The organism is Acetobacter okinawensis (genome assembly GCF_002153655.1).
Lineage (GTDB): Bacteria > Pseudomonadota > Alphaproteobacteria > Acetobacterales > Acetobacteraceae > Acetobacter > Acetobacter okinawensis_A.
Genome location: NZ_JOPJ01000014.1, coordinates 24,274 through 44,838 on the forward strand (window position 1 = coordinate 24,274; position 20,565 = coordinate 44,838).

18 protein-coding genes and 1 tRNA gene are annotated in these 20,565 nt (G+C 56.1%); 15 read left to right on the plus strand and 4 right to left on the minus strand.

The annotated features are described in order from the left end of the window. Nucleotides 1–25: 25 nt before the first annotated feature. Nucleotides 26–1,063: an ABC transporter substrate-binding protein gene (locus HK26_RS07565; protein WP_086639223.1), complete on the minus strand. Its 1,038-nt coding sequence runs from the start codon at nt 1,061–1,063 to the stop codon at nt 26–28. A 75-nt stretch (nt 1,064–1,138) separates the two neighbouring features. Continuing rightward, the gene (locus tag HK26_RS07570) at nt 1,139–1,618 is read right to left on the minus strand and encodes an Lrp/AsnC family transcriptional regulator (RefSeq protein ID WP_257640917.1); all 480 of its coding nucleotides are present in this window, start codon (nt 1,616–1,618) and stop codon (nt 1,139–1,141) included. A gap of 171 nt (nt 1,619–1,789) precedes the next feature. Here HK26_RS07570 and HK26_RS07575 point away from each other — a divergent pair, with 171 nt between their 5' ends. The 14 genes from HK26_RS07575 to HK26_RS07640 all read left to right on the plus strand — a co-directional run bounded on the left by HK26_RS07575 (nt 1,790) and on the right by HK26_RS07640 (nt 15,415). After that, a complete protein-coding gene (locus tag HK26_RS07575) occupies nt 1,790–2,050 on the plus strand; it encodes a hypothetical protein (RefSeq protein WP_143296315.1) in 261 nt (86 codons plus the stop codon). Then, nucleotides 2,047–3,276 (plus strand): pyridoxal phosphate-dependent aminotransferase, encoded by a 1,230-nt coding sequence (locus HK26_RS07580; protein ID WP_086639225.1) that lies wholly within the window; start codon nt 2,047–2,049, stop codon nt 3,274–3,276. Before HK26_RS07575 ends, HK26_RS07580 begins: the two co-directional genes overlap by 4 nt. A gap of 10 nt (nt 3,277–3,286) precedes the next feature. Beyond that, a complete protein-coding gene (locus HK26_RS07585; protein ID WP_086639226.1) occupies nt 3,287–4,021 on the plus strand; it encodes an aspartate/glutamate racemase family protein in 735 nt (244 codons plus the stop codon). 23 nt (nt 4,022–4,044) lie between these two features. After that, nucleotides 4,045–4,824 carry an SDR family NAD(P)-dependent oxidoreductase gene (locus HK26_RS07590; RefSeq protein WP_086639227.1) on the plus strand — a complete coding sequence of 260 codons (780 nt, stop codon included), beginning with the start codon at nt 4,045–4,047 and terminating at the stop codon, nt 4,822–4,824. A gap of 164 nt (nt 4,825–4,988) precedes the next feature. Beyond that, nucleotides 4,989–5,960 carry a D-2-hydroxyacid dehydrogenase gene (locus tag HK26_RS07595; RefSeq protein ID WP_086639228.1) on the plus strand — a complete coding sequence of 324 codons (972 nt, stop codon included), beginning with the start codon at nt 4,989–4,991 and terminating at the stop codon, nt 5,958–5,960. A gap of 97 nt (nt 5,961–6,057) precedes the next feature. Further along, nucleotides 6,058–6,909, plus strand: coding sequence for a transporter substrate-binding domain-containing protein (locus HK26_RS07600; RefSeq protein WP_086639229.1), 852 nt, complete (start codon nt 6,058–6,060; stop codon nt 6,907–6,909). A 14-nt stretch (nt 6,910–6,923) separates the two neighbouring features. Beyond that, nucleotides 6,924–7,583: an amino acid ABC transporter permease gene (locus HK26_RS07605; protein ID WP_086639230.1), complete on the plus strand. Its 660-nt coding sequence runs from the start codon at nt 6,924–6,926 to the stop codon at nt 7,581–7,583. Beyond that, nucleotides 7,576–8,346 (plus strand): amino acid ABC transporter ATP-binding protein, encoded by a 771-nt coding sequence (locus tag HK26_RS07610; RefSeq protein WP_086639231.1) that lies wholly within the window; start codon nt 7,576–7,578, stop codon nt 8,344–8,346. The genes HK26_RS07605 and HK26_RS07610 overlap by 8 nt, the downstream gene beginning before the upstream one ends. 1 nt (nt 8,347) lies before the next feature. Next, the gene (locus HK26_RS07615; RefSeq protein ID WP_086639232.1) at nt 8,348–9,643 is read left to right on the plus strand and encodes an NAD(P)/FAD-dependent oxidoreductase; all 1,296 of its coding nucleotides are present in this window, start codon (nt 8,348–8,350) and stop codon (nt 9,641–9,643) included. 8 nt (nt 9,644–9,651) lie between these two features. Then, nucleotides 9,652–11,013, plus strand: coding sequence for an MFS transporter (locus HK26_RS07620; protein ID WP_086639233.1), 1,362 nt, complete (start codon nt 9,652–9,654; stop codon nt 11,011–11,013). Further along, entirely contained in the window at nt 11,013–11,975 is a 963-nt protein-coding gene (locus HK26_RS07625; RefSeq protein WP_180539431.1) for a LysR substrate-binding domain-containing protein, read from the plus strand. The genes HK26_RS07620 and HK26_RS07625 overlap by 1 nt, the downstream gene beginning before the upstream one ends. Beyond that, complete coding sequence (locus tag HK26_RS07630; protein ID WP_086639235.1) at nt 11,972–12,325, plus strand: RidA family protein; 354 nt, start codon at nt 11,972–11,974, stop codon at nt 12,323–12,325. Before HK26_RS07625 ends, HK26_RS07630 begins: the two co-directional genes overlap by 4 nt. A gap of 336 nt (nt 12,326–12,661) precedes the next feature. Beyond that, nucleotides 12,662–15,094, plus strand: a complete 2,433-nt coding sequence (locus HK26_RS07635) for a TonB-dependent receptor plug domain-containing protein (protein ID WP_257640918.1) — start codon at nt 12,662–12,664, stop codon at nt 15,092–15,094. Between the two features lie 245 nt (nt 15,095–15,339). Then, nucleotides 15,340–15,415: transfer RNA gene (locus tag HK26_RS07640), tRNA-Asn, on the plus strand. 289 nt (nt 15,416–15,704) lie between these two features. On the opposite strand, the gene HK26_RS07645 is transcribed toward HK26_RS07640, so the two are convergent. After that, nucleotides 15,705–16,055 carry a RidA family protein gene (locus HK26_RS07645; protein WP_086639236.1) on the minus strand — a complete coding sequence of 117 codons (351 nt, stop codon included), beginning with the start codon at nt 16,053–16,055 and terminating at the stop codon, nt 15,705–15,707. A 39-nt stretch (nt 16,056–16,094) separates the two neighbouring features. After that, nucleotides 16,095–16,940, minus strand: coding sequence for a pantoate--beta-alanine ligase (gene panC / locus HK26_RS07650; protein WP_086639237.1), 846 nt, complete (start codon nt 16,938–16,940; stop codon nt 16,095–16,097). 204 nt (nt 16,941–17,144) lie between these two features. Here panC and dnaE point away from each other — a divergent pair, with 204 nt between their 5' ends. Next, the gene (dnaE, locus tag HK26_RS07655) at nt 17,145–20,564 is read left to right on the plus strand and encodes a DNA polymerase III subunit alpha (RefSeq protein ID WP_086639238.1); all 3,420 of its coding nucleotides are present in this window, start codon (nt 17,145–17,147) and stop codon (nt 20,562–20,564) included. The last annotated feature ends 1 nt before the right edge of the window (nt 20,565 follow it).

Sequence of the window (20,565 nt, forward strand, 5' to 3'; positions counted from 1 at the left end):
GGCTCTGGGCCAGAGCGTGGTAAGGTTATTCGTGCAGGACGTTGAGCGTATAATGCCGGGCAAGGGCTGCTGAATCCTCCCCATCGGCCAGCATGCCCACAAGTTGGAGTTCATCGCAGTACTGGGCAATCTGCTCACGCAGGCCGTGCCCCAGCAGGGGGCGGATAACTGGCTCGTTACGCAACATGTTGCGTGCGCTCGCAGCAGGCAGGTCTGCTGCATTATCGGCTATCAGGGTGGCGGCATCATCGCGGTGGGTGTTGACCCACAGGGCCGCATCGCGCAGGGCCAGCACCAGAGCGGTGGCTGCGGTGGGGTCTGCCTCGTGCGCTGTGTCAGCAACACCCAGAATAAGGCTGGTGCGCGCGGCATAATGCCCCGTATCGCTCCCCACCAGTTCGTACAAAAGGTCGGGGTTGTTCTGCAGCAGGGTCCATGCATCGGGGTCGTGGGTTACAACGGCGTCTATTTTCTGGTCATGGAGGGCCTGCTCAATCTGCTGGATGGGCAGGTCAATCCAGTTGATGTGGTTGAGCGCGTCCATGCCTTTACGGCGCATCATGATACAGAAGAACAGCTTGTCGGCGGCATTCTGGTCGGGGACGGCAACATTGCGGCCCATGAGCTGGTCCAGCCGGGTAATGCCGCTGCTACGCCGGACCAGTAGGCGGCGGCTGCCCGACTGCACACCCATGACCAGATGTGCGGGCAGGCCAGCATGCAGGCGTTGCAGCCATGTCAGGGCCGGAGCCAGAGCATAGGCGGTTTTTTGCCGGGTTAGCGCCTCCAGCGCATCCTGCCCGTTATGGATGTCGGGCAGGGGGTCCACGTCCAGATTGTACTGGGCAAAAAAACTCTTCTCCAGCGCCGCTGCGAGCACGGGGGACATGGCGGCTTCCGGCCATGCGATTTTGAGTTTGCGGTACACACCATCGGGCTGTTTGCGGGGCGCGCGGGGGCGGGAGTGGTACGCAAGCACGGCCACACCACCCACGGCGGCGCAACCTCCGGCCCCCCACAACAGGGTACGGCGGGAGATGGGAGAGGGGGCAGGTGCGCTCATGCCTCTTACTTACACTGTGTTGGCCGGGGTGTCCCTGTTATGTGGGGAGAAAATGAAAAAATCCCAACCACCGGATCAGGGTGCAAAAGGGGGACGTTCCGTGTGGCCCGTGTCCTGCCTGATGCGCGTGGACAGGATGATGGATGATTGTGTGCGCTGCACGCCATCCAATGCGCCAATGTTGTCTATGATCGTGTTGAGCATTTCCATATTAGGGGCGGCGATCATGGCGATCATGTCCATTTTTCCGCTTACGGCATAAAGTTCGAGCACGCCGCGTTGCTGCCTGAGCTGGTTTTCCACCCCAGCGTATGCGTGTGGGCTGGCCGCGATCATGACATGCGCACGGATGGAGAGGTCGGCATCGGGGGCGAGTGTTACGGTGTAGCCCTGAATAATACCCCTGCGCTCCAGCCGTTCAATACGGCTTTGCACAGTGGTACGGGACAGGCCCAGTTTTTTGGACAGGGCAACAGTGCTCATGCGTGCGTTGGCGCTTAAAAGTGCCAAAAGGGCACTGTCTGTTTCATCCAGTTTCATAATGCCGACCAACATTGCAATCTGCCGAAATTAAAGTGCCTTGAGCGGCATTCTGTCAATTGATTCCGGCATTCAATTCATTTCTAATAAATAACAAAATACCATTTTACGTGTGTGCATGAATGTTTGTAGTATTTTTACATATATACAAAAATATTTTCTTGGTTTTTTAGGTATTTCTGTGTCGTGCAGATGCGTTGTTCAGGCGTGTTTGGCCGTTTTCGCCTTGCCGTTGTTGCTCATGGCAGGGATGGGCATGTGATAAAAATTCATGAAAGCAGAGAGGATTTGCGCCATTTTTATGCACGCGGTGCTGTTTTTTACATTTCGGTCAAAGAATGGAATAGTTTCATCTCCAAATTTACAAAAATGACTAAAGACGGAAGCCTCTTGTTGTATGTTAACGTTTCGGAACGAAATCCGGGAGCAAGGGTGTTTAAGACATGATGCAATGGTCTGAGTTCTCACGTTCAGAAAAACTCGATGGAATTAATGTTTCGGAAATCATTCGCATTGGTATCGAGGCGAATAAACTGGTTGCCAGCGGGCAGGACATTATTTTCCTCAATGCCGGGGAACCAGACTTTCCAACGCCCGATAATGTAAAAATGGCTGGTATAAAGGCCATTATTGATAACCAGACGCGCTACACGGCACTCGATGGTATTCCTGCGTTAAAAGAAGCCATACGGCAGAAATTCCTGCGCGAAAATAATCTGGACTACAAAGTATCTGAAATAAGCGTTGGGCCGGGTGCCAAGCAGTTGCTGTTCAATGTGTTCATGGCAACGCTGAACCATGGAGATGAGGTTGTCGTGCCCATGCCATGCTGGACCAGCTATTTTGATATTATACGCATTGCCGGTGGTGTGCCGGTAGCCGTGCAGTGCAGTGATGACGAGGGGTTCCGCATGACGGCGGAGCAGCTGCGTGCCGCCATAACCCCTAAAACCCGCTGGTTGCTCCTGAACTCCCCCTCCAACCCCACGGGCACGGTGTACGGCAAGGAACATCTGGAAGCGTTGGGGGATGTTCTGCGACAGAACCCGCATGTCGGTATCGTGTCTGACGATATTTATGAACATATTACGTATGGTGGCACACCTTTTGTCAGCATGGCGCATGCCTGCCCGGACCTGAAGCCGCGCGTGGTTACGGTCAATGGTGTTTCCAAGGCATATTCCATGACCGGCTGGCGCATTGGCTATGCCGGGGCCTCGGCCGAGATTGTGGCCGCCATGGCGGTTGTGCAAAGCCAGAGCTCCTCCAACCCCTGCTCAATCAGCCAGGTGGCGGCGGTGGAGGCACTCAACGGCACACAGGACAATATTGCCGTAAGGCGGGATGTGTTCCAGCGCAGGCGTGACCTGAGTGTAGCCGCGCTGAATGATATTCCGGGTATCTCCTGCCGTGCACCAGAAGGGGCATTTTATGCCTTTGCCGATATTCGTGAGCTGGTTGCCCACCCGGAGGTTATTAAAAAACAGGTCCGGAATGACAAGGAACTTTGCCATTACTTCCTGCACGAGTGTGGGGTGGCGGTTGTGCCGGGCTCCTGCTTTGGGGGGGAGGGGTTCATCCGGCTCTCCTATGCAACATCGGACAAAGCCCTGAGCGCTGCATTTGAGCGCATGAAAAACGGCGTACTGCGCCTTCTGGGTCATCAGGAATAGGATAAAAGTCATGTATGGTACTGCAAAAGGCGGATATTCCCTGTACGGTGTGCCCTTGGGTGTGCTGATGCTTGAAGCCAAATTCCCCCGTATTGAAGGGGATATGGGCAATGCAACAACATGGCCGTTCCCGGTCCAGCTCTGTATTGTGGATGGGGTAACCCCCGAACATATTGTTATGGGTAACCCGCTGGATTATCTGGACCAGTTCATCCGCGAAGGCCAGCGGCTGATCCGGCTTGGGGTTTCCGCCATTACCACCAACTGTGGTTTTCTGGCCCTGTTGCAGCCCCAGTTGGCGGCAGCGCTCAAGGTGCCTGTTCTGGCCTCCTCCCTTGTTCAGATCCCGCTTGTGCAGACAACCCTGCCACCGGGCAAGCGCGTGGGTATTGTTACCGTGTGCGCCAGCAGCCTTACGGCGGCACATTTGAGCGCCGTTGGCGCACCAGTCGATACGCCCATTGCCGGAACCGAGAATGGTGAAGAGTTTTTCCGTATTCTTATCCGTGCGGAAAGTGATTCAATGGACGTGGACAAGGCCGAGCAGGACGTGGTGAATGCCGCGCTGCAACTGGTCAAGGACAACCCCGATGTGGGCGCCATTGTGCTTGAATGCACCAATATGCCCCCCTACGCCGCAGCCGTGGCGCAGGCAACCGGGCTGCCTGTTTACGATATTTACACGGCAGTAAGCTGGTTTATGTCGGGCCTGCGGCCACGCCGCTTTCTGGCACAGCACGGCTGATCAAAAGTCTGGGGGAGACCACAATGGAACTGGGACTTTCTGGCCGTCACGCACTGGTCTGTGGTGCAAGCCGTGGCATGGGGCGCGCCATTGCGCTGCTTTTGGCAAAGGAAGATGTTGACCTGACCCTCGTGGCGCGTGACGCGACCAAGCTGGAGGAAACGGTCCACCTGATCGGCAACAGGCCGGGGCGGACGGTAAACTGTGTTGCGGCGGACATTACATCCGAACAAGGTAGGCAACATATTTTTGAAGCCTGCCCTGAGCCTGACATCCTCATCAACAACGGCGCAGGCATGCCGCCGGGCGATTTTCGCGAATGGAGGCGGGAGGACTGGATCAGGGGGATCGATACCATGATGCTCGCCCCCATAGAGATGATCCGTCTGGCCATAGATGGCATGATTGCCCGCAGGTTTGGCCGCATTGTCAATCTGGCATCCCGGAGTGTGAAAAGCCCGCAGGCGGAAATGGGGCTTTCCAATGCATCGCGCTCGGGGCTGGTTGCGTTCTCGTCCGGGCTGTCGCGGCAGGTGATTGCGCATAATGTGACAATCAACAATGTCCTGCCCGGTATCATCGATTCCGAGGCCCAGTACGCGCATGTGCAGGATTTGGCAAAGCGCACAGGCCGTAGTTATGCAGATATCTGGAACGAGCGGGCTGCCCGCACGCCTGCGGCACGGTATGGCCTGCCTGTTGAGGTAGCAACGGCTGTTGGTTTTTTCTGTTCACAGGCAAGTGGCTTTGTCACCGGGCAGAGCCTGCTGGTGGATGGTGGGGACTACAGCGGAATTTTTTAGGGGCTAAAACCGGCGGTATTCCAAAAAGTAATGGCCAAGAGATTTTTTTTCGTGTTTCATTACGAAAACGGAATAGAATAACCCGCCCGTGTATGCTCCTATGAGACGAATTGAGATGGAACCACAGGGTTCATCATTCTATCAAATAGTAAGGGAAGTAAGTCATGACAAAACCCTGGCGCGGAGACAAACCCCAGATTTGTGTAGCCCATGCACATTATGACCTGAAAGGCGAGCTGGCCCGGCGGGGGTCCCCCTACCCCTGCACGCAGGTGACCTCGCTTGATGCTCTGGAAAAAGTTGCGCACGATGCGGAAGTGCTGGTTGTTTCCATGCTTTGGAAAGATCGCATTCTGGATTGGACTCCCAACCTCAAACTGGTGCAGTCCGTCAGTGCGGGTGTGGACCACTATGGGCAGGACCTGTTCCGTGAGCGGGGCATTCATCTGTGCAGTGCACAGGGTGTGAACGCCAATGCGGTTTCGGACCATGCCATGGGCCTGCTCCTTAACCTGTCCCGCCGGTTGTATGAGGCGCGTGACGACCAGAAAAAATCCTACTGGCGGCCGACAAGCACCAAGGCGGACGAACGCCTGCATGAGCTGAGCAGCAAGACCGTCCTGATCGTGGGTTTTGGTGGCATTGGTGCGCGTGTTGCATCCCTATGCCGTGCATTTGGCATGAATGTTATTGCGATGCGTCGTTCCGTTCCCGAAACATCACCCGAAGGTGTGCGGATTATTGGCCAGAAGGATTTTCTGTCCACCCTGCCGCTGGCTGATGTGGTGATCCTGACCTGCCCGCTGACGCCAGAAACATTCGGGCTTATGGGTGTGGATGCGTTTGCGGCCATGCGCCCCGATGCAGTTCTGATTAACGTGGCGCGCGGTAAGGTGGTGGATGAGGCCGCCATGATTGATGTGTTGCAGTCTGGCAAGCTTGCAGCCGCAGCACTGGATACATTTGTGGAAGAGCCACTCCCCGCATCCTCCCCGCTGTGGGGGATGGAAAACGTGGTGGTCACGCCGCATGCGGCTGGTGAAACGCAGTTTTACGAGCGCAATGTTGTGGACATTCTGCTGCACAACATTCAGGCCATGGAAACAGGTGGCGCTTTGAAAAACCAGATAGTCTAAAACCGGATATACGAACCGGATTGTTCTCTGGCCGGGGTGTCAAGGCTGTATCCGACACCCCGGCAAATATGATCTAGTTGCTGAAAGAGAGGTTGCCGTGACAACTCGTCGAGCCTTTGCATCTGTTTTTTCGATGGCGGGAGTGGCGGCTGTTGCTGCTGCTGTTCCAGGTTTGAACACGACACAAGCAGCAGCAGCGGAAGGCGGCACGCTGGAGCGTATCAGAGCTTCGGGCAAGCTGCGCACAGCGGCTGTTCCGGGGGCTGAGCCTTTCTTTCATAAGGATATTATGACCGGAGGCTGGAGTGGCGCCTGCCTGGAGATGGCCGCAAACATGGCCGAAACCCTACAGGTCAAGCTTGAGGTCATAGAGGCGGAGTGGGGTGCTTCCGTCATGGATTTGCAGACAGGCAAAATCGACATCATGTTTGCCCTCAGCCCCACACCCGCGCGCGCTTTGCAGATTGCCTTTAGCGACATTGCAATTAACAACTCCTTTACTGCGATCGTCAAAAAAGGACTGGTTGCCAAAACATGGGACGATATCAATAAGCCTGAAGTGCGCGTGGCGTTTGATACCGGCTCTTCCCACGATATTTTCGTGCGCAGGCGTCTGCCGCACTGCACGCCCGTTGCGGTTCAGTCCCCAACAGATGCCATTATGGCCCTGCAAACAGGCCGGGCAGACTGCGTGGTGCAGGTGGTGGTGATTGCATCGGTCATGCATGCACGGAACCCGAATATTGGGGACCTTGTTATGCCCACCCCCATTGCGCACCAGCCTACGTGCATTGGGGTGCCTGCAACAGCGGATTCACGTTTCCTGACATTTGTAAACAACTGGCTGCTTTACTCACGCTCCGAAAGCATTGTGCAGGAGTGGATGTACAAAGCATTGCAGGAAAACCATGTGGATATTGCCAGCCTGCCCGCAGGTCTCGAGTTTTAAAAAGGGGCATATCCATGAACTATCATTGGGATTTTGGGGACGTTCTGCACTACTGGCCCCTGTTTGAAACCGGTCTGGGTTATACGCTGGGGTTTACGCTTATCAGCGCCCTTATTGGCATGGTCACAGGGGCTTTGCTGACGCTGTTGCGCCGGAGCGGGTGGAAAATACTGTCCGTGCCTGCTGTGGCATTTGTTGAGGTCTTCCGGTGTACCCCAGCACTTGTCCAGCTTGTCTGGTGCTACTACGCGTTGCCTGTGGTGCTGGGTATTACGCTCTCCCCCATGATGGCGGCCCTGCTTGCCCTGTCGTGTTATGGCGCGGCATTTTACAGCGAAATTTTTCGGGCCGGGCTGGATACAGTGGAGATAGGGCAGTGGGATGCAGCCTATGCGCTGGGTATGCGCCCGTTTACCGCCCTACGCCGTGTTATTGGCCCACAGGCCTTTAAAATCATGATTGCACCACTGGTCAGCCAGTTTGTGCTCCAGCTTAAAAATACCTCGCTTGTTTCCGTCGTGACGGTGCCAGACCTGGTCTATCAGGGGCAGATGGTGGCATCCGCCACGTATAAGCCTTTGGAAGTCTATACAACAATTGCCATCATCTATTTTGCGATCCTGTTCCCGATCACGCAGGTGGCCCGTATTCTGGAGCGCCGTTATCATGTCTAAAGAAGTGATGATTGACGTTGTTAATCTGGAAAAATCATTTGGAAAACACAAGGTTCTGGAGGACATCTCCTTTTCTGTCCCCAAAGGGAAGGTCATTGCGTTGATCGGGCCGAGTGGTTCGGGCAAATCGACCCTGCTGCGCTGTATCAACCTGCTGGAAATGCCAGATGCCGGGGCCATTACAATCAATGGCAAAACAATGGACTTTGGCATTCTCTCGCTGCGTTACCGCACCACGGAACTGGCGGCGTTCCGGGCTGAGACAGGCATGGTGTTCCAGTCGTTCAATCTGTTCCCGAACATGACTGTTCTGGAAAATGTTATGGCTGGGCAGCGGTTTGTAAAAGGTATTTCCAAAGATCAGGCAGAACTTATAGCCCGCCCGCTTCTAGCACAGGTTGGTATGGAGGGCTTTGCCGCCAGCATGCCGCAGCGCCTCTCCGGTGGGCAGAAGCAGCGCGTTGCCATTGCCCGTGCTTTGGCCATGAACCCCAAGGTCATGCTGTTTGATGAGGCGACATCCGCCCTTGATCCGCAACGTGTGGCCGAAATTCTGACGATTATGCGGGAGCTGGCGCAGGCTGGCATGACGCAGGTTGTTGTTACCCATGAGATGTCCTACGCGCGGGACGTGGCGGACATTGTCATGTTCATGGCCGATGGGCGTGTGGTTGAGTCAGGTCCGGCCCGGCAGGTCATAGAAGACCCGCAGGAAGAGCGTACCAAAGATTTTCTAAAACACTTTCACGCAGGGTGTTCGTGACATGGATAAACCAAATACAGAGTGCGCCGCCACACATGTTGTTGTGGTCGGGGGAGGGATTGTTGGTGTTACAACCGCGCTTGAGCTGCGTTTGCGTGGGCATGAGGTAACACTGCTGTCCATGGACAAGCCCGGTTCGCAGGAAGCGGCAAGTTATGGCAACGCGGGCTGGCTGAACCCCGGCTCGGTTGTTCCGCTGTCCATGCCCGGGATGTGGAAAAAAATTCCCGGGTACCTGCTTGCCTCTAACGGGCCGCTCAAACTCCGTCCTTCTGCGTTGTTGCAGTCATGGCAGTGGCTTTTGGGGTTTGTGGCCTGTGGCGCTACGCAAAAGCGTGTCCGGCGTATAGCGCGTGCGCTGCGCCCGTTTTTGGCAGATTCCGCCGCACGGCACAGCGCGCTGGCCGAAGCCGCAGGTGTGCCAGAACTGATTGAGAAAAAGGGCCTGCTGGTCGTTTATCCCAATAAAGCTGCGTACGAGGCCGATGCACTGGCATGGAGCCTCAGGCGCGAGAACAATGTTGTCTGGAAAACAATGGAGCGCGCGGAACTGGTGGCGCTATGCCCTGAACTGGGCGAGCGTTACCAGTATGGGGCCTTTATTGTTGATGGCGCGCATTGTCGCAGCCCGGGGGGGTATGTGGCCGCGCTGGCTCAGTACGCAGAAAAAAAGGGCGTGCGCTATATTTCCGGCTGTGCGGAAAAATTCCTGATTGATGGCGGAAAAATCTCCGGTGTTGTCTATAATGGCAACAAGCTTGCATGTGACCATCTGGTTATTGCGGGGGGTATGGGCTCGGTGGAGCTTGCATCCCAGATCGGGGATAAGCTGCCATTGGTCAGCGAGCGGGGCTACCACGTGGAAGTGCCCGGTGCTGAAGGTGGGTTGCCAATCCCGGTTATGATGTCCGACCTCAAATTCGGGATTACTCCCATGACTGGCGGGTTGCGGGCAGCCGGGCAGGTGGAGTTTGCCCTCAAGGGCGCTGCACCGGACTGGCGGCGCGCGCGCATTTTGCTGGATTGCCTGCGTGAGGGCCTGCCACGCCTGAAAATTGGTGGTTTTTCCACAACCAACCACTGGATGGGCAACCGCCCATCCACGCCAGACTGCCTGCCAGTTATTGGGCCGTCCTCCAAAGTTGGTGGGGTTTATTACGCCACCGGGCATGGGCACCTTGGGCTGGTAAGTGCGCCACTTACGGCTGAATTTATTGCGCGTCTGATCGCTGGGGATGCGGTGCCCGAGGTGGCTCCCTATACGGTGGAGCGTTTTTGTCGTGGCGGCAAAGAATAGGCAGTTCCATGACCACACAGTTGGCGGCCCCGGTTCAGTCGGTTCAAAAGGGTGCATTGAGCGCGATTTTTCTTGCAGTGTTTCTCGCTGTGCTGGATTACGCGGTCGCCAATATTGCGTTGCCGACAATTGGTCAGGACCTCCATACGTCTGCATCTGTTTCCATCTGGGTGGTCAATGCTTACCAGTTGGTCAACTGCATGCTGCTGTTGCCGCTGGCTACTTTTGCTGAGCGGGTTGGGGCCAAGTCTGTCTGTATTGGCGGGCTGCTTGTTCTGGTTGTGGGTTCGGTCATCTGTAGTCTTGCAAACCAGTTGTGGGTTCTGGCTCTGGCCCGCGGCATACAGGGGGCGGGTGGGGCTGCCATTATGGCGGTCAACACAGCACTGGTGCGCATGGTGTGCCCCCCCGCCAGGCTGGGGCACAGTCTGGCGCTGAACGCGCTGATTACGTCTTTGGCGGTGGCGGTTGGTCCATCTGTTGCGGGGGGTATTCTTTACCTCACCGGTTCATGGCGCTGGCTGTTTTTGTTTAACCTGCCTGTGGGGCTTCTGGCGGCATTTGTCAGCTTTGTTTATCTGCCCCGTACTCCCGGGACTGAACGCAGGATTGATAAATCCTCTGTCATACTCAACATGTTAACATTCAGCCTGACGTTGGTTGGGTGTGACTTTCTGGCCCGTGGTGAATGGGTTTTTGGCGGCAGCCTTGTGCTGGGTTTGGGTATTGTCTGCGGTCTGCTCCTGTTTTTGCGCCAGAAAGGTCAGGCAGCCCCCCTGCTGCCGTTGGACCTGCTTGCCAGGCGGGACTTTTCCATTGGTATCACGGCCTGTTTTTTAGGCTACACGGCTGCAAATTTCTTTATGATTTCCATGCCATTTTCCTTAACGGAACTCTTTGGTCGCTCCCCAGTCATGACCGGCATGCTGCTGACGCCCTGGCCCGGTTCCATGGTTATGGTGGGGCCGTTGGTGGCTTATCTGGCCAACAAAATTCCAGCGCAGGTTCTCTCTGCCATAGGGCTTGTTATTGCAGGTTGTGGCTTTCTGCTGGTGCGCCTGACACCGTTTGATGCCAGTAATCTTGATATTATGTGGCGCTTTGCGGTGGCTGGGGTGGGGTTTGCTTTTTTTGTTTCGCCCAACAACCGCCTTACTCTTGTTGCCACTCCCCATGAGCGGAGCAGTAGTGCAAGTGGCATGATCTCCCTTGCCAGAATTATGGGGCAAACGTGTGGTGCAACCTGTGTCGCCCTGATTTTGGCGCATGTTATGCAGTTTCCGGTTCTGCTTTGTCTGGACTGCGCGGTTGCGGTTGCATGGGGGGGCGCACTGCTCTGCTCAAGCCGTATTCTCTACAGGAGGTTCTGATGCTTATACCGCGTCGTCTGATTCCTTCCATTCCTGAACTTCTGGCGTTCGAGGCTGTGGCCCGGCACCAGAACTTCAGCGCCGCTGCGGAAGAACTCTGCCTGACGCAGGGGGCCATTAGCAAACAGATCCGGAATATGGAGCTTACACTCGGGGTTTCGCTTTTTGATCGCAGGCGTAAAAGACTGGTCATGACCCGGCAGGCCAAGTCCATACTGCCTTCTATTGTGTCCATTCTGGAGCAGATTGCAGGTGCGGCGTACCGCATTATTTCTTCCGGTAATGGCGAAAATACACTCAGCCTGCATATATTTTCCACGTTTTCTTCCCGCTGGCTTATTCCGCGCCTGCCACGGTTTATTGAAAAAAACCCGGATGTACGGATCAGCCTGACGACGGTTTTTCAACCTTTCAGTTTTGAAAATTCGGATTGTGACATTGCCATACACTACGGGGCGGCGGTTTGGCCTGATGGCCAGCTTTTCCATATTTTTGACGAAACAATAGTCCCTGTTTGCAGCCCCGCTTACCGTGAGCGCATGCAGCTTAAAGCGGCTAAGGATGTGGCGCGCGCCAACCTTATCCAGCTTACAACGCGCCCCGCCTTGTGGGAGTTCTGGTTTGCCGAGGTGGGGGTGGATGTGGAGTCTCCTTTCCATGGCAATGTGTTTGACCAGTTCAATGCAACAATAGAAGCGGCTGTTGCCGGGCTGGGGGTGGCACTTGTTCCCAGTATTTTTGTGGAGCGGGAACTGGCGGAAGGGGAGTTGTGTATTGTTACGGAAGAAAAAATCCGCTCGCGGGGGGCATACTATGTGGTCACGCCAACAGAAAAGGCACACGACCCACTGATTACCCGCTTCATACGTTGGATCTGTGCGGAGAGCGCATCTTACAATGAGGCGGATATGGCCGAAGGTAACGCAGTCAAATTTAACGGATATGAAGGACTTGGAAATTGAGTGATATAACCTACATTGATACAAACCACCGTCGTTCACGCGCTGTGGTGGCTGGGGGCACGGTCTATATTGCCGGGCATACGGGCCAAGACCGCACCAAGGATGCGGCAGGGCAGGCAAAAGATATTCTTGCTGCCATAGAAGCGTTGCTGGAGCAGGCAGGCAGCGGCAAGGACCGACTGCTGAACGTGACAATCATGCTTGCATGCATGGATGATTTTAATGCGGTGAATGAAGTGTATGATCAATGGATTGTTGCAGGAAAAGCACCAGCGCGCTGCTGTAGCGAAGTAAAGCTGGCTTTTCCCGATATATTGGTTGAAGTGACGGCCATTGCGCAACTAAGATAGCTGCCACGTTACCTGAGAAGCCCATAAGCACCCGCTTATGGGCTTTTTTTGTAGCTAAATGCTCTGAAAAAGAATGGTTGGATGAATTTATTTTCGGATTTTTTCATGGAATGTCTCGGGCCGAACAAGATATAACGATATCGAAACGATGTGTACGAATAGAGCTTCCAACGGGCCGTTAGTGTCACTCAGCACCATTTAGCTATCTGATCGATGAGAGACCGTCGTCACTGTTGATCGCCAGACCGTATTCATCCTGTGCAAATTTGTCGGGAGGCAGGAAAACTTATGGCCCAGCATTGGATCAGGACAGTACGGATTTTCTCTGCAACTACAATGCTCCTTGGCAGTAGTTCCGTAGTATCCGGCCGCATTGCAAACGCTGAGGAACTGCATAAGCAGATGGGTGCGGCAAAAGAAAGCCGCGCAGCGACCAAGGCAGTAAAAAAGAAAACCTCACATGCCTCCTTGCAAGGTGGAGCGGAGGAGGTTTCGGTGCAGGCGGTGCACAGGGTCAACTCCGCACTGTCGGAAAGAACCCAGGTTCACAGCACCACGTCCGTGCAGGTTGTCTCGTCCGAGCAGCTCAAGCAGACCGGGCAGAGCAACGTCATGGCGGCCCTTGAGCAGCTTAGCCCCTCGCTCAGCTCGCCATCCTTTAGTGGGTTGGGCACCAACGGTTTTGTGCGGACCATGCAGCTGCGCAACCTCTCAGCGGATGAAACCCTTATTCTGGTAAACGGCAAGCGCCGCCACCTGAGTGCCAACTTTAACTCAAACGACGGACCAAACGCAGGCACGGAACCGTCCGATATTGCTCTTATCCCCATTAGCGCCATTGACCATGTGGAAGTCATTACCGATGGCGCCAGCGCACTGTACGGGCAGGAAGCCATTGCCGGTGCGGTTAACATTGTGCTCAAGCGCAATAGCCATGGTGGTGAATTCAATATTCAGAACATGGGTTATTACGCGGGAGATGGGCAGGGCGTGGATGGCTCGGCTGACTATGGTCTGGCGCTGGGCAAGCGCGGTGGGTTTATGAACCTTGCTGGCCAGATTACCCACACCCAGCCAACCAACCGTTCTGGTATTTACGAAAAAGCGGGAGACCCCCAGTCCGGTCAGGACCTGAACCGCATGATGGGGGCTGGCAGCCAGCTTGTTGCCACAATGTCCGCTAACGCAGAAATGCCGGTGACGGATACGATCAAGGCTTATCTGCTGGCAACTTATGCGCACCGTAACAACGTAACGCCGCAGTCTGTCCGCACGGCTGCGAACGTGAACAATATTTTGCAATACTACCCCAACGGTTTTCAGCCCCAGATGGGCTTGCAGGAAGATGACTTCCAGATCAACGGCGGCTTCCGTGGCACGGCGTTCAAGGACTGGATGTGGGACACATACGTGACCTATGGGCGGGACGAGCAGGAATACTCCACGCTTGATTCGGTCAACGCAACATATGGGATGAACAGCCAGACAAAGTTTTATGATGGCACAAACATTTCCACCCAGTTTGTGGCGGGTGGCAAAATGTCCCATAACTTCAATGTCGGGTTCCTGCCCAAGCCGGTTAACCTGATGTTCGGCGGGGAATACCGCCACGATACATTCCAGCTTATGGCGGGTGACCTCCAGTCCTGGTCAGATGGTGGGATGAAGGCTGGCGCCACGCCGGGTGCCTCTGGCCATCCCGGTGCGCAGCCTGCGGCTGCAAGCGATACATCGCGTGATATTTTCGATGGTTTTGTCAATACCGAGTTCTATGTCACCCCCAAGTGGGAGTGGACGCTGGGTGGCCATGCGGTCAATTACTCCGATATGGGTAAAACGGCAGCAACAGGCACAATTGGCACACGCTATAACTTTAACAAGCGTTGGGCGATCCGCGCTAACGTGGGCACAGGCTACCGTGCGCCAACCCTTGGGCAGGAAAACTATTACATCATCACCACCTTCCCCGGGTATTCCACGGCACAGCTCCCCGCCAATGGCGAGGCCGCAAAGGCTCTGGGTGCTACAGGGCTTAAAGGGGAAACAACAAAGAACTACAGCATAGGGTTTGACGCCAAACCACTTGACCACTGGAATGTTAACGCCAACCTGTACTGCATCCAGATCAATAACAGAATGGCCAACTCCACCCAGTTTACAGAATACAACGGATCACCCATTGCCAGTATTCTGAGCCAGTACAATATGTCAAACGTGACCTATGCCCATTATTACGGCAACCCGGTCAATACCGTGACATATGGTGGGGACATTACAACGGACTATACGCTGGATGTGGGGCGTATGGGGCAGCTGAAGTTCAACCTTGGGATCAATTTCTCGGATACGGAAATTTCCAAGATGAAAGTCAGCACAACAATGTTTAACGCGTATGCGCAGAACCTTCTGCTGCATTCCGCACCCAAAAACCGTGAGATGGTGGGTGTGCGCTGGAGCTGGAAAAAGCTGTCCATCTTTGTGCAAGAAGAGCGTTATGGTTCGGTGACCTACATTGCAACGCCCAGCTTGGGCGGGAATGACTGGCTGAACGTGAAGCCGGGTTACATCACGGACCTGGAAGTGGGGTATCAGGTTCTCGACCGTCTGCATCTGGCTGTCGGGGCGAACAACCTGTTCAACTACTACCCCAACCAGTTGCGGCGCTCTCTGTCTGTCTCGACCTCCAGCGGTGCATATAAATACCCGACCAACTCACCTTACGGGTTTATGGGTGGCTACTACTACGTCAAGGCGTCCATGACCTTCTGAGTGGCATAAAGTCAGGCAGAACAGAAACTTAGGAAATAAATAGCGATGCTGGCCCACTGTTATGCGACAGTGGGCCAGTTTTTTTTGCGCTGTTTGCATAGGTGATAAAGATTACTATTTTGTAATATAAAAAGGGTCTTGCACCCCCAAAGGGTTCCCGTTATACACCCACACAGCAGCACGGTGTTGCGTTTTCTCCTTGAGGGAACGGGCAATAAAGTGCAGCAGAGTGGTAAAATTGCTGTTCCCGAATAGCTCAGTTGGTAGAGCAAGCGACTGTTAATCGCTGGGTCGTAGGTTCGAGTCCTACTTCGGGAGCCACCACCTTTCCCCAAAAAAATCTCTTAAATTGCGTTGAAAAGCCTGTCCACTTTGTGCCGTTTTCAATGTGCGGGCGAATAGTTGTGTGCCGCTCGTGGTGTGTTTCCTATCGCGTGCTACCAACCTGTAATCTTACGTTTGTCTTATGGCTTGCTGCGTGGCGCTTGCGATCCCCTTTGGGCGCTCTGGTCAGTGTGTAGGGGAATGCATGTTTATGTCAGGCATTTTCCAGAGAACGCTCCCCGCTGCGCAATAAGGCAACGGGGGTGTTTCGGCCCGGATTCAGGTCTTAGGGCAGGGCTGCAATACCGGTTAATTCCACTTTCCACGATGGGTCTGCCAGTTTGGCTTCCACCGTTGCACGGGCCGGTTTGTTGTTGCGGTCTAGCCATGCATCCCATGCCCGGTTCATGGCGGCCATGTCATTCATATCTGCTAAAAAAATCTGCACGGAAATCAGGCGGCTCTTGTCTGTCCCGGCTTTGGCCAGCAGGGCATCGACCTGTTGCAAAATATCGGCCATCTGCCCTTGGGCGTCCAGGCTGGCGTCATCGGCAATCTGACCTGCCAGATACACCAGTCCGTTGTGAATAACGGCTCCGGTCAGCCGTTCTTCGGGTTCAAGGCGCGTGATGCTCATGGTTGTCTCCGTTGTGGAAAAAAGATTGGGGGCGTTGGGTTAGGCTTGGTGGAGAGGCATGTTGTCAATCAGGCGGATGTCACCAAGGCTTGCAGCAACAAACAGGCGTGCATCTGGCTGGGGGGTGGCTGTCTGCTCCAGTGTGTCCCCAGTGCGCAGTTCAAGGTAATGCACGTTAAACCCTGACCCAGTCAGGCGGTCGCGGCAGGTTTGCAGGCTGTCAGCAACGGGTCTGCCTGCTTTAATGTCTGCAATGCAGGCGCGCAGTGCGGCGGGCAGGTGGGTGGCCTGTTGGCGCTGTGCGGCATTCAGCCGCCGGTTGCGGGAGGAGAGTGCAAGGCCATCTGCCTCGCGCACGGTGGGGACGGGAACAATGCTTACGGGCAGGTCAAGGTCACATACCAGACGGCGGATCAGGCAGAGCTGCTGGTAGTCTTTTTCACCAAAGGCTGCGACATCGGCACCCGTCTGGAGCAGGAGCTTGCTGACAACTGTTGCAACGCCATCAAAATGGCCGGGGCGTTCTGCCCCGCATAGCATCGCATCTGGGCCGGCAACCGTAATGCGTGTTGCAAAACCCGGCGGGTACATCTCTGTCTCATCTGGGGCGTAGAGCACGTCAACCTTGCCGGTGCCTTCCAGCACGGCGGCATCGGCCTCCAGCCCGCGTGGATAGTGCTCAAAATCAGCCAGATTGTTGAACTGGATGGGATTGACAAATACGCTCACAATCCGCCGCGTGGCTTTGCCATCCAGCGCGTCGACAAGGGCCAGATGGCCGCTGTGGAGCGAACCCATGGTGGGCACAACGCCAATACGTTGGCCCTCTGTGCGCCACTGGGCGCGCTGTGTGGCCAGCTCTGATCTGGATCTGATAATCCGCATGAAATATCCTGAATAACAAATGAAACATCGGGGCGATAAAACCCCCGAACAGGGTAGGTCCCCCACTTTAGTGCCGATTGGTGTGCGGTTCCAGCCGCAGGGCGGGTGTGGCTGCCCCACCACATGCATGGGGCATGCCGCACCCTGATGGTTAAAGTGCGTACAGGGCGGTGAAGAGAGGACATGCCTGTGCTATGGAGGTGCATGTCCTACGCTGATTTTGTTCATCTTCGTGTGCACTCCGCCTACTCGCTGAGCCAAGGGGCAATCCGGGTGCCGGAAATTGCGTCTCTGGCGCAGGAAATGCGGATGCCTGCTGTGGCCATAGCCGATTCGGGTAATCTGTTCGGGGCCTTGGAGTTCTCGCAGTACTGCACAAAAAGTGGCATTCAGCCCATTATTGGCGGCCAGATCGGTCTGCCTGCCCGTAACGACAAACCCGGGGCTCCTTCCGAGCCGGTTGTGCTGCTGGCGCAGAATGCGGCGGGGCTGGCCAACCTCCAGTTCCTCTCCTCCAAGGGGTTCAAGACATCCGATCCATCAGACCCGTTTGTCAGTCTGGATGTGTTGTGTGAGCGGGCGGAAGGGCTGATCCTGCTGACCGGGGGCACGCGCGGTCCGCTGTTCCAGATGCTGGCGGAAGGGCAGAAGGATGAGGCCACGCGCTGGCTCGCCCGCCTGCACGAGGCATTTGATGACAGGCTGGTGGTGGAACTGCACCGCCACGGACTGGCGGTGGAAAAAGCGGTGGAGCCGGGTGTGCTGGGCCTTGCCAGCCAGTTTGGCCTGCCCCTTGTTGCAACCAACGAATGTTTTTTCCCCAAGCCGGAAATGTACGAGGCGCATGACGCGCTGGTGTGCATTGCGCAGGGCCGCACGATGGCGGAGAAGGATCGCTTTCGCGTAACGCCCGAGCACTGGTTCAAACCCCCGCAGATGATGCGTACGCTGTTCGCGGACCTGCCGGATGCGTGTGACAATACGCTCGAAATTGCCCGCCGCTGCGCCATAAAGGTGGAAACGCGCAAACCCCTGCTCCCCGTCTGCCCCAAGGTGCGAGAAGGGGCCACGGAGGACGAGACCCTGCGCGCCATGGCGTGGGAGGGGCTGGAGCAGCGCATGACCACCATGACGCTGGATGAAGACCTGCAAACCCGCTACCGCGAGCGGCTGACGTTTGAGCTGGATATTATCTCCAAAATGGGGTTCCCCGGTTACTTCATGATCGTGGCGGACTTTATCCAGTGGGCCAAGGCGCATGGTATTCCCGTAGGGCCGGGGCGTGGGTCGGGGGCCGGGTCGCTGGCCGCATGGGCGCTGACCATTACCGATATTGACCCCATTCCCTTCAACCTGCTGTTCGAACGCTTCCTCAACCCCGAACGCGTGTCCATGCCTGACTTTGATATCGACTTCTGTCAGGACCGACGGGACGAGGTCATTGCCTATGTGCGGCGCGAATACGGGGCTGACCGCGTAGCCCAGATCATTACCTTTGGTAAGTTGCAGGCGCGTGCGGCGGTGCGTGATGTCGGGCGTGTGCTGGGGCTGCCCTATGGCATGGTCAACCGCGTGGCGGAGCTTATTCCCAACAACCCCGCCAAGCCGGTGACCCTGAAGGAGGCCATAGCGGGCGAGCCCAAATTACAGGAAATGCGCGATAACGACGAGGCATTGCGCAGATTGCTGGAAATTGCCCAGCAGCTTGAAGGGCTTTTCCGCCACGCCAGTACCCACGCCGCAGGTGTGGTGATCGGGGACCGCCCGCTGGTGGAGCTGGTGCCGCTCTACCGAGACCCCAAGAGCGATACGCTGGTCACGCAGTACAACATGAAGTTTGTTGAGCAGGCGGGGCTGGTCAAGTTCGACTTTCTGGGGCTGACAACCCTGACCATTCTCAAACGCGGTGTGGATTTTATTCACAAAATGGGCAAGGAGGTGGACTTGGCCTCCATCCCCCTGAACGATACCGCCACATACGACATGCTCAGCCGGGGGGATACGGCAGGCGTGTTCCAGTTTGAAGGCGCTGGCATGCGTGACGTGCTCAAGCAGATGCGCCCCACCCGGCTGGAGGACCTGATCGCCGCCGTGGCCCTGTACCGCCCCGGTCCCATGGCCAATATTCCCGACTACTGCCGCCGCAAACACGGAGAGGCATGGGAACCCCCGCATGAGGAAATCCGCGATATTCTTGAAGAGACCTACGGCATTATGGTCTATCAGGAACAGGTCATGCAGATCGCCCAGAAGATGGCAGGGTACAGTCTGGGCGGGGCCGACCTGCTGCGCCGCGCCATGGGTAAAAAAATCCGCGCGGAAATGGACCACCAGCGCGAGATTTTTACCAAAGGGGCAACCGGGCGCGGCATAGACCACGACAAGGCGGTGGAGGTGTTCGACCTCATGGCCAAGTTTGCGGACTATGGTTTTAACAAATCTCACGCAGCAGCCTACGCTTTTGTCTCCTACCAGACCGCGTGGATGAAGGCTAATCACCCTGTGGCCTTCCTTGCGGCCTGTATGTCGCTTGCACGGGAACGGACGGAAAAACTGGCAGCCCTGCGGCAGGAGGCCGAGCGCATGGGCATTGCCGTGCTGCCGCCAGATATTAACCGCTCGGAAGCCGATTTTGCGGTGGAGGTTATGCCAGACGGGCAACACGCGATCCGCTACGCGTTAGCCGCAGTTAAAAAAGTTGGTTTTGGCGCCATGGAGGTGCTGGTCGCAACCCGTGGTGACAAACCTTTTACCGATCTGGCCGACTTTGCCACACGCATTGACCCCAAACACATCAACCGCATGCAGATGGAAAATCTGGCCAAGGCGGGTGCGTTTGAATGTCTGGATAAAAACCGGGCGCGTGTCTTTCATTCTGCCGATGCCATTCTGCGCCGTGCCCACAGTCAGGCGCAGGAGGCGGCCTCTGGCCAGATTGGCCTGTTTGGCGGTGGGGGGGAGAAGGAACCACTGCGTCTGGCCGATGGTCCTGACTGGCCAGAGTTTGAAAAACTGGCGATGGAGGCAGATGCTATCGGTTTCCACATGACGGCACACCCGCTGGATGCTTATGGCTCCGTCCTGCGCAGGCTGGGGGTTGTCAAATCCTCCCAGTTGCTGGCAGCGGCGGAGGCCGGGGTCGGGCGGGTTAAAATTGCGGGATGCGTTGTGGACCGCAAGGAGCGGCCGACCCGCACAGGCAACAAAATGGCATGGGTGCGCCTGTCCGATGCGACCGGCGGGTGTGAGGTGACCGTGTTTTCTGAAGTGCTGGGCCGTGTGCGGGAGAGTCTGGTGGCGGGGAATGCCGTGCTGGTTACCGCCGAACTCAAGCTGGAGGGCGAGGCCATGCGCATAACCGCGTCCGACATTGTGGAACTGGAGCAGGCAGCGGCACAGGGCCAGAGCGAGATGCGGATATGGCTGGAAAAAGAGGAAGCTCTGCCTGCCCTGCAAATGGTTCTGGGTGAGCAAAGGGGTGGTGCTGGCCGTATTGTGCTGGTCCCCGGTGTGGCGGAAAGCTGCGATGTGGAAATCCGCCTGCGTGGGGGCTACAAGGTTACTCCGCTGCTAGGACAAAAACTGCGTACGCTGGAAGGCATTTCCCGCGTGGAGCAGGTGTAAC

Coding starts and splice junctions, on each gene's coding strand:
- dnaE (WP_086639238.1), top strand. CDS start 17,145: ATGTCCTACGCTGATTTTGTTCATCTTCGTGTGCACTCCGCCTACTCG.
- HK26_RS07570 (WP_257640917.1), bottom strand. CDS start 1,618: ATGTTGGTCGGCATTATGAAACTGGATGAAACAGACAGTGCCCTTTTG.
- HK26_RS07610 (WP_086639231.1), top strand. CDS start 7,576: ATGTCTAAAGAAGTGATGATTGACGTTGTTAATCTGGAAAAATCATTT.
- HK26_RS07605 (WP_086639230.1), top strand. CDS start 6,924: ATGAACTATCATTGGGATTTTGGGGACGTTCTGCACTACTGGCCCCTG.
- HK26_RS07580 (WP_086639225.1), top strand. CDS start 2,047: ATGATGCAATGGTCTGAGTTCTCACGTTCAGAAAAACTCGATGGAATT.
- HK26_RS07565 (WP_086639223.1), bottom strand. CDS start 1,063: ATGAGCGCACCTGCCCCCTCTCCCATCTCCCGCCGTACCCTGTTGTGG.
- HK26_RS07635 (WP_257640918.1), top strand. CDS start 12,662: ATGCTCCTTGGCAGTAGTTCCGTAGTATCCGGCCGCATTGCAAACGCT.
- HK26_RS07615 (WP_086639232.1), top strand. CDS start 8,348: ATGGATAAACCAAATACAGAGTGCGCCGCCACACATGTTGTTGTGGTC.
- HK26_RS07590 (WP_086639227.1), top strand. CDS start 4,045: ATGGAACTGGGACTTTCTGGCCGTCACGCACTGGTCTGTGGTGCAAGC.
- HK26_RS07645 (WP_086639236.1), bottom strand. CDS start 16,055: ATGAGCATCACGCGCCTTGAACCCGAAGAACGGCTGACCGGAGCCGTT.
- panC (WP_086639237.1), bottom strand. CDS start 16,940: ATGCGGATTATCAGATCCAGATCAGAGCTGGCCACACAGCGCGCCCAG.
- HK26_RS07595 (WP_086639228.1), top strand. CDS start 4,989: ATGACAAAACCCTGGCGCGGAGACAAACCCCAGATTTGTGTAGCCCAT.
- HK26_RS07625 (WP_180539431.1), top strand. CDS start 11,013: ATGCTTATACCGCGTCGTCTGATTCCTTCCATTCCTGAACTTCTGGCG.
- HK26_RS07585 (WP_086639226.1), top strand. CDS start 3,287: ATGTATGGTACTGCAAAAGGCGGATATTCCCTGTACGGTGTGCCCTTG.
- HK26_RS07620 (WP_086639233.1), top strand. CDS start 9,652: ATGACCACACAGTTGGCGGCCCCGGTTCAGTCGGTTCAAAAGGGTGCA.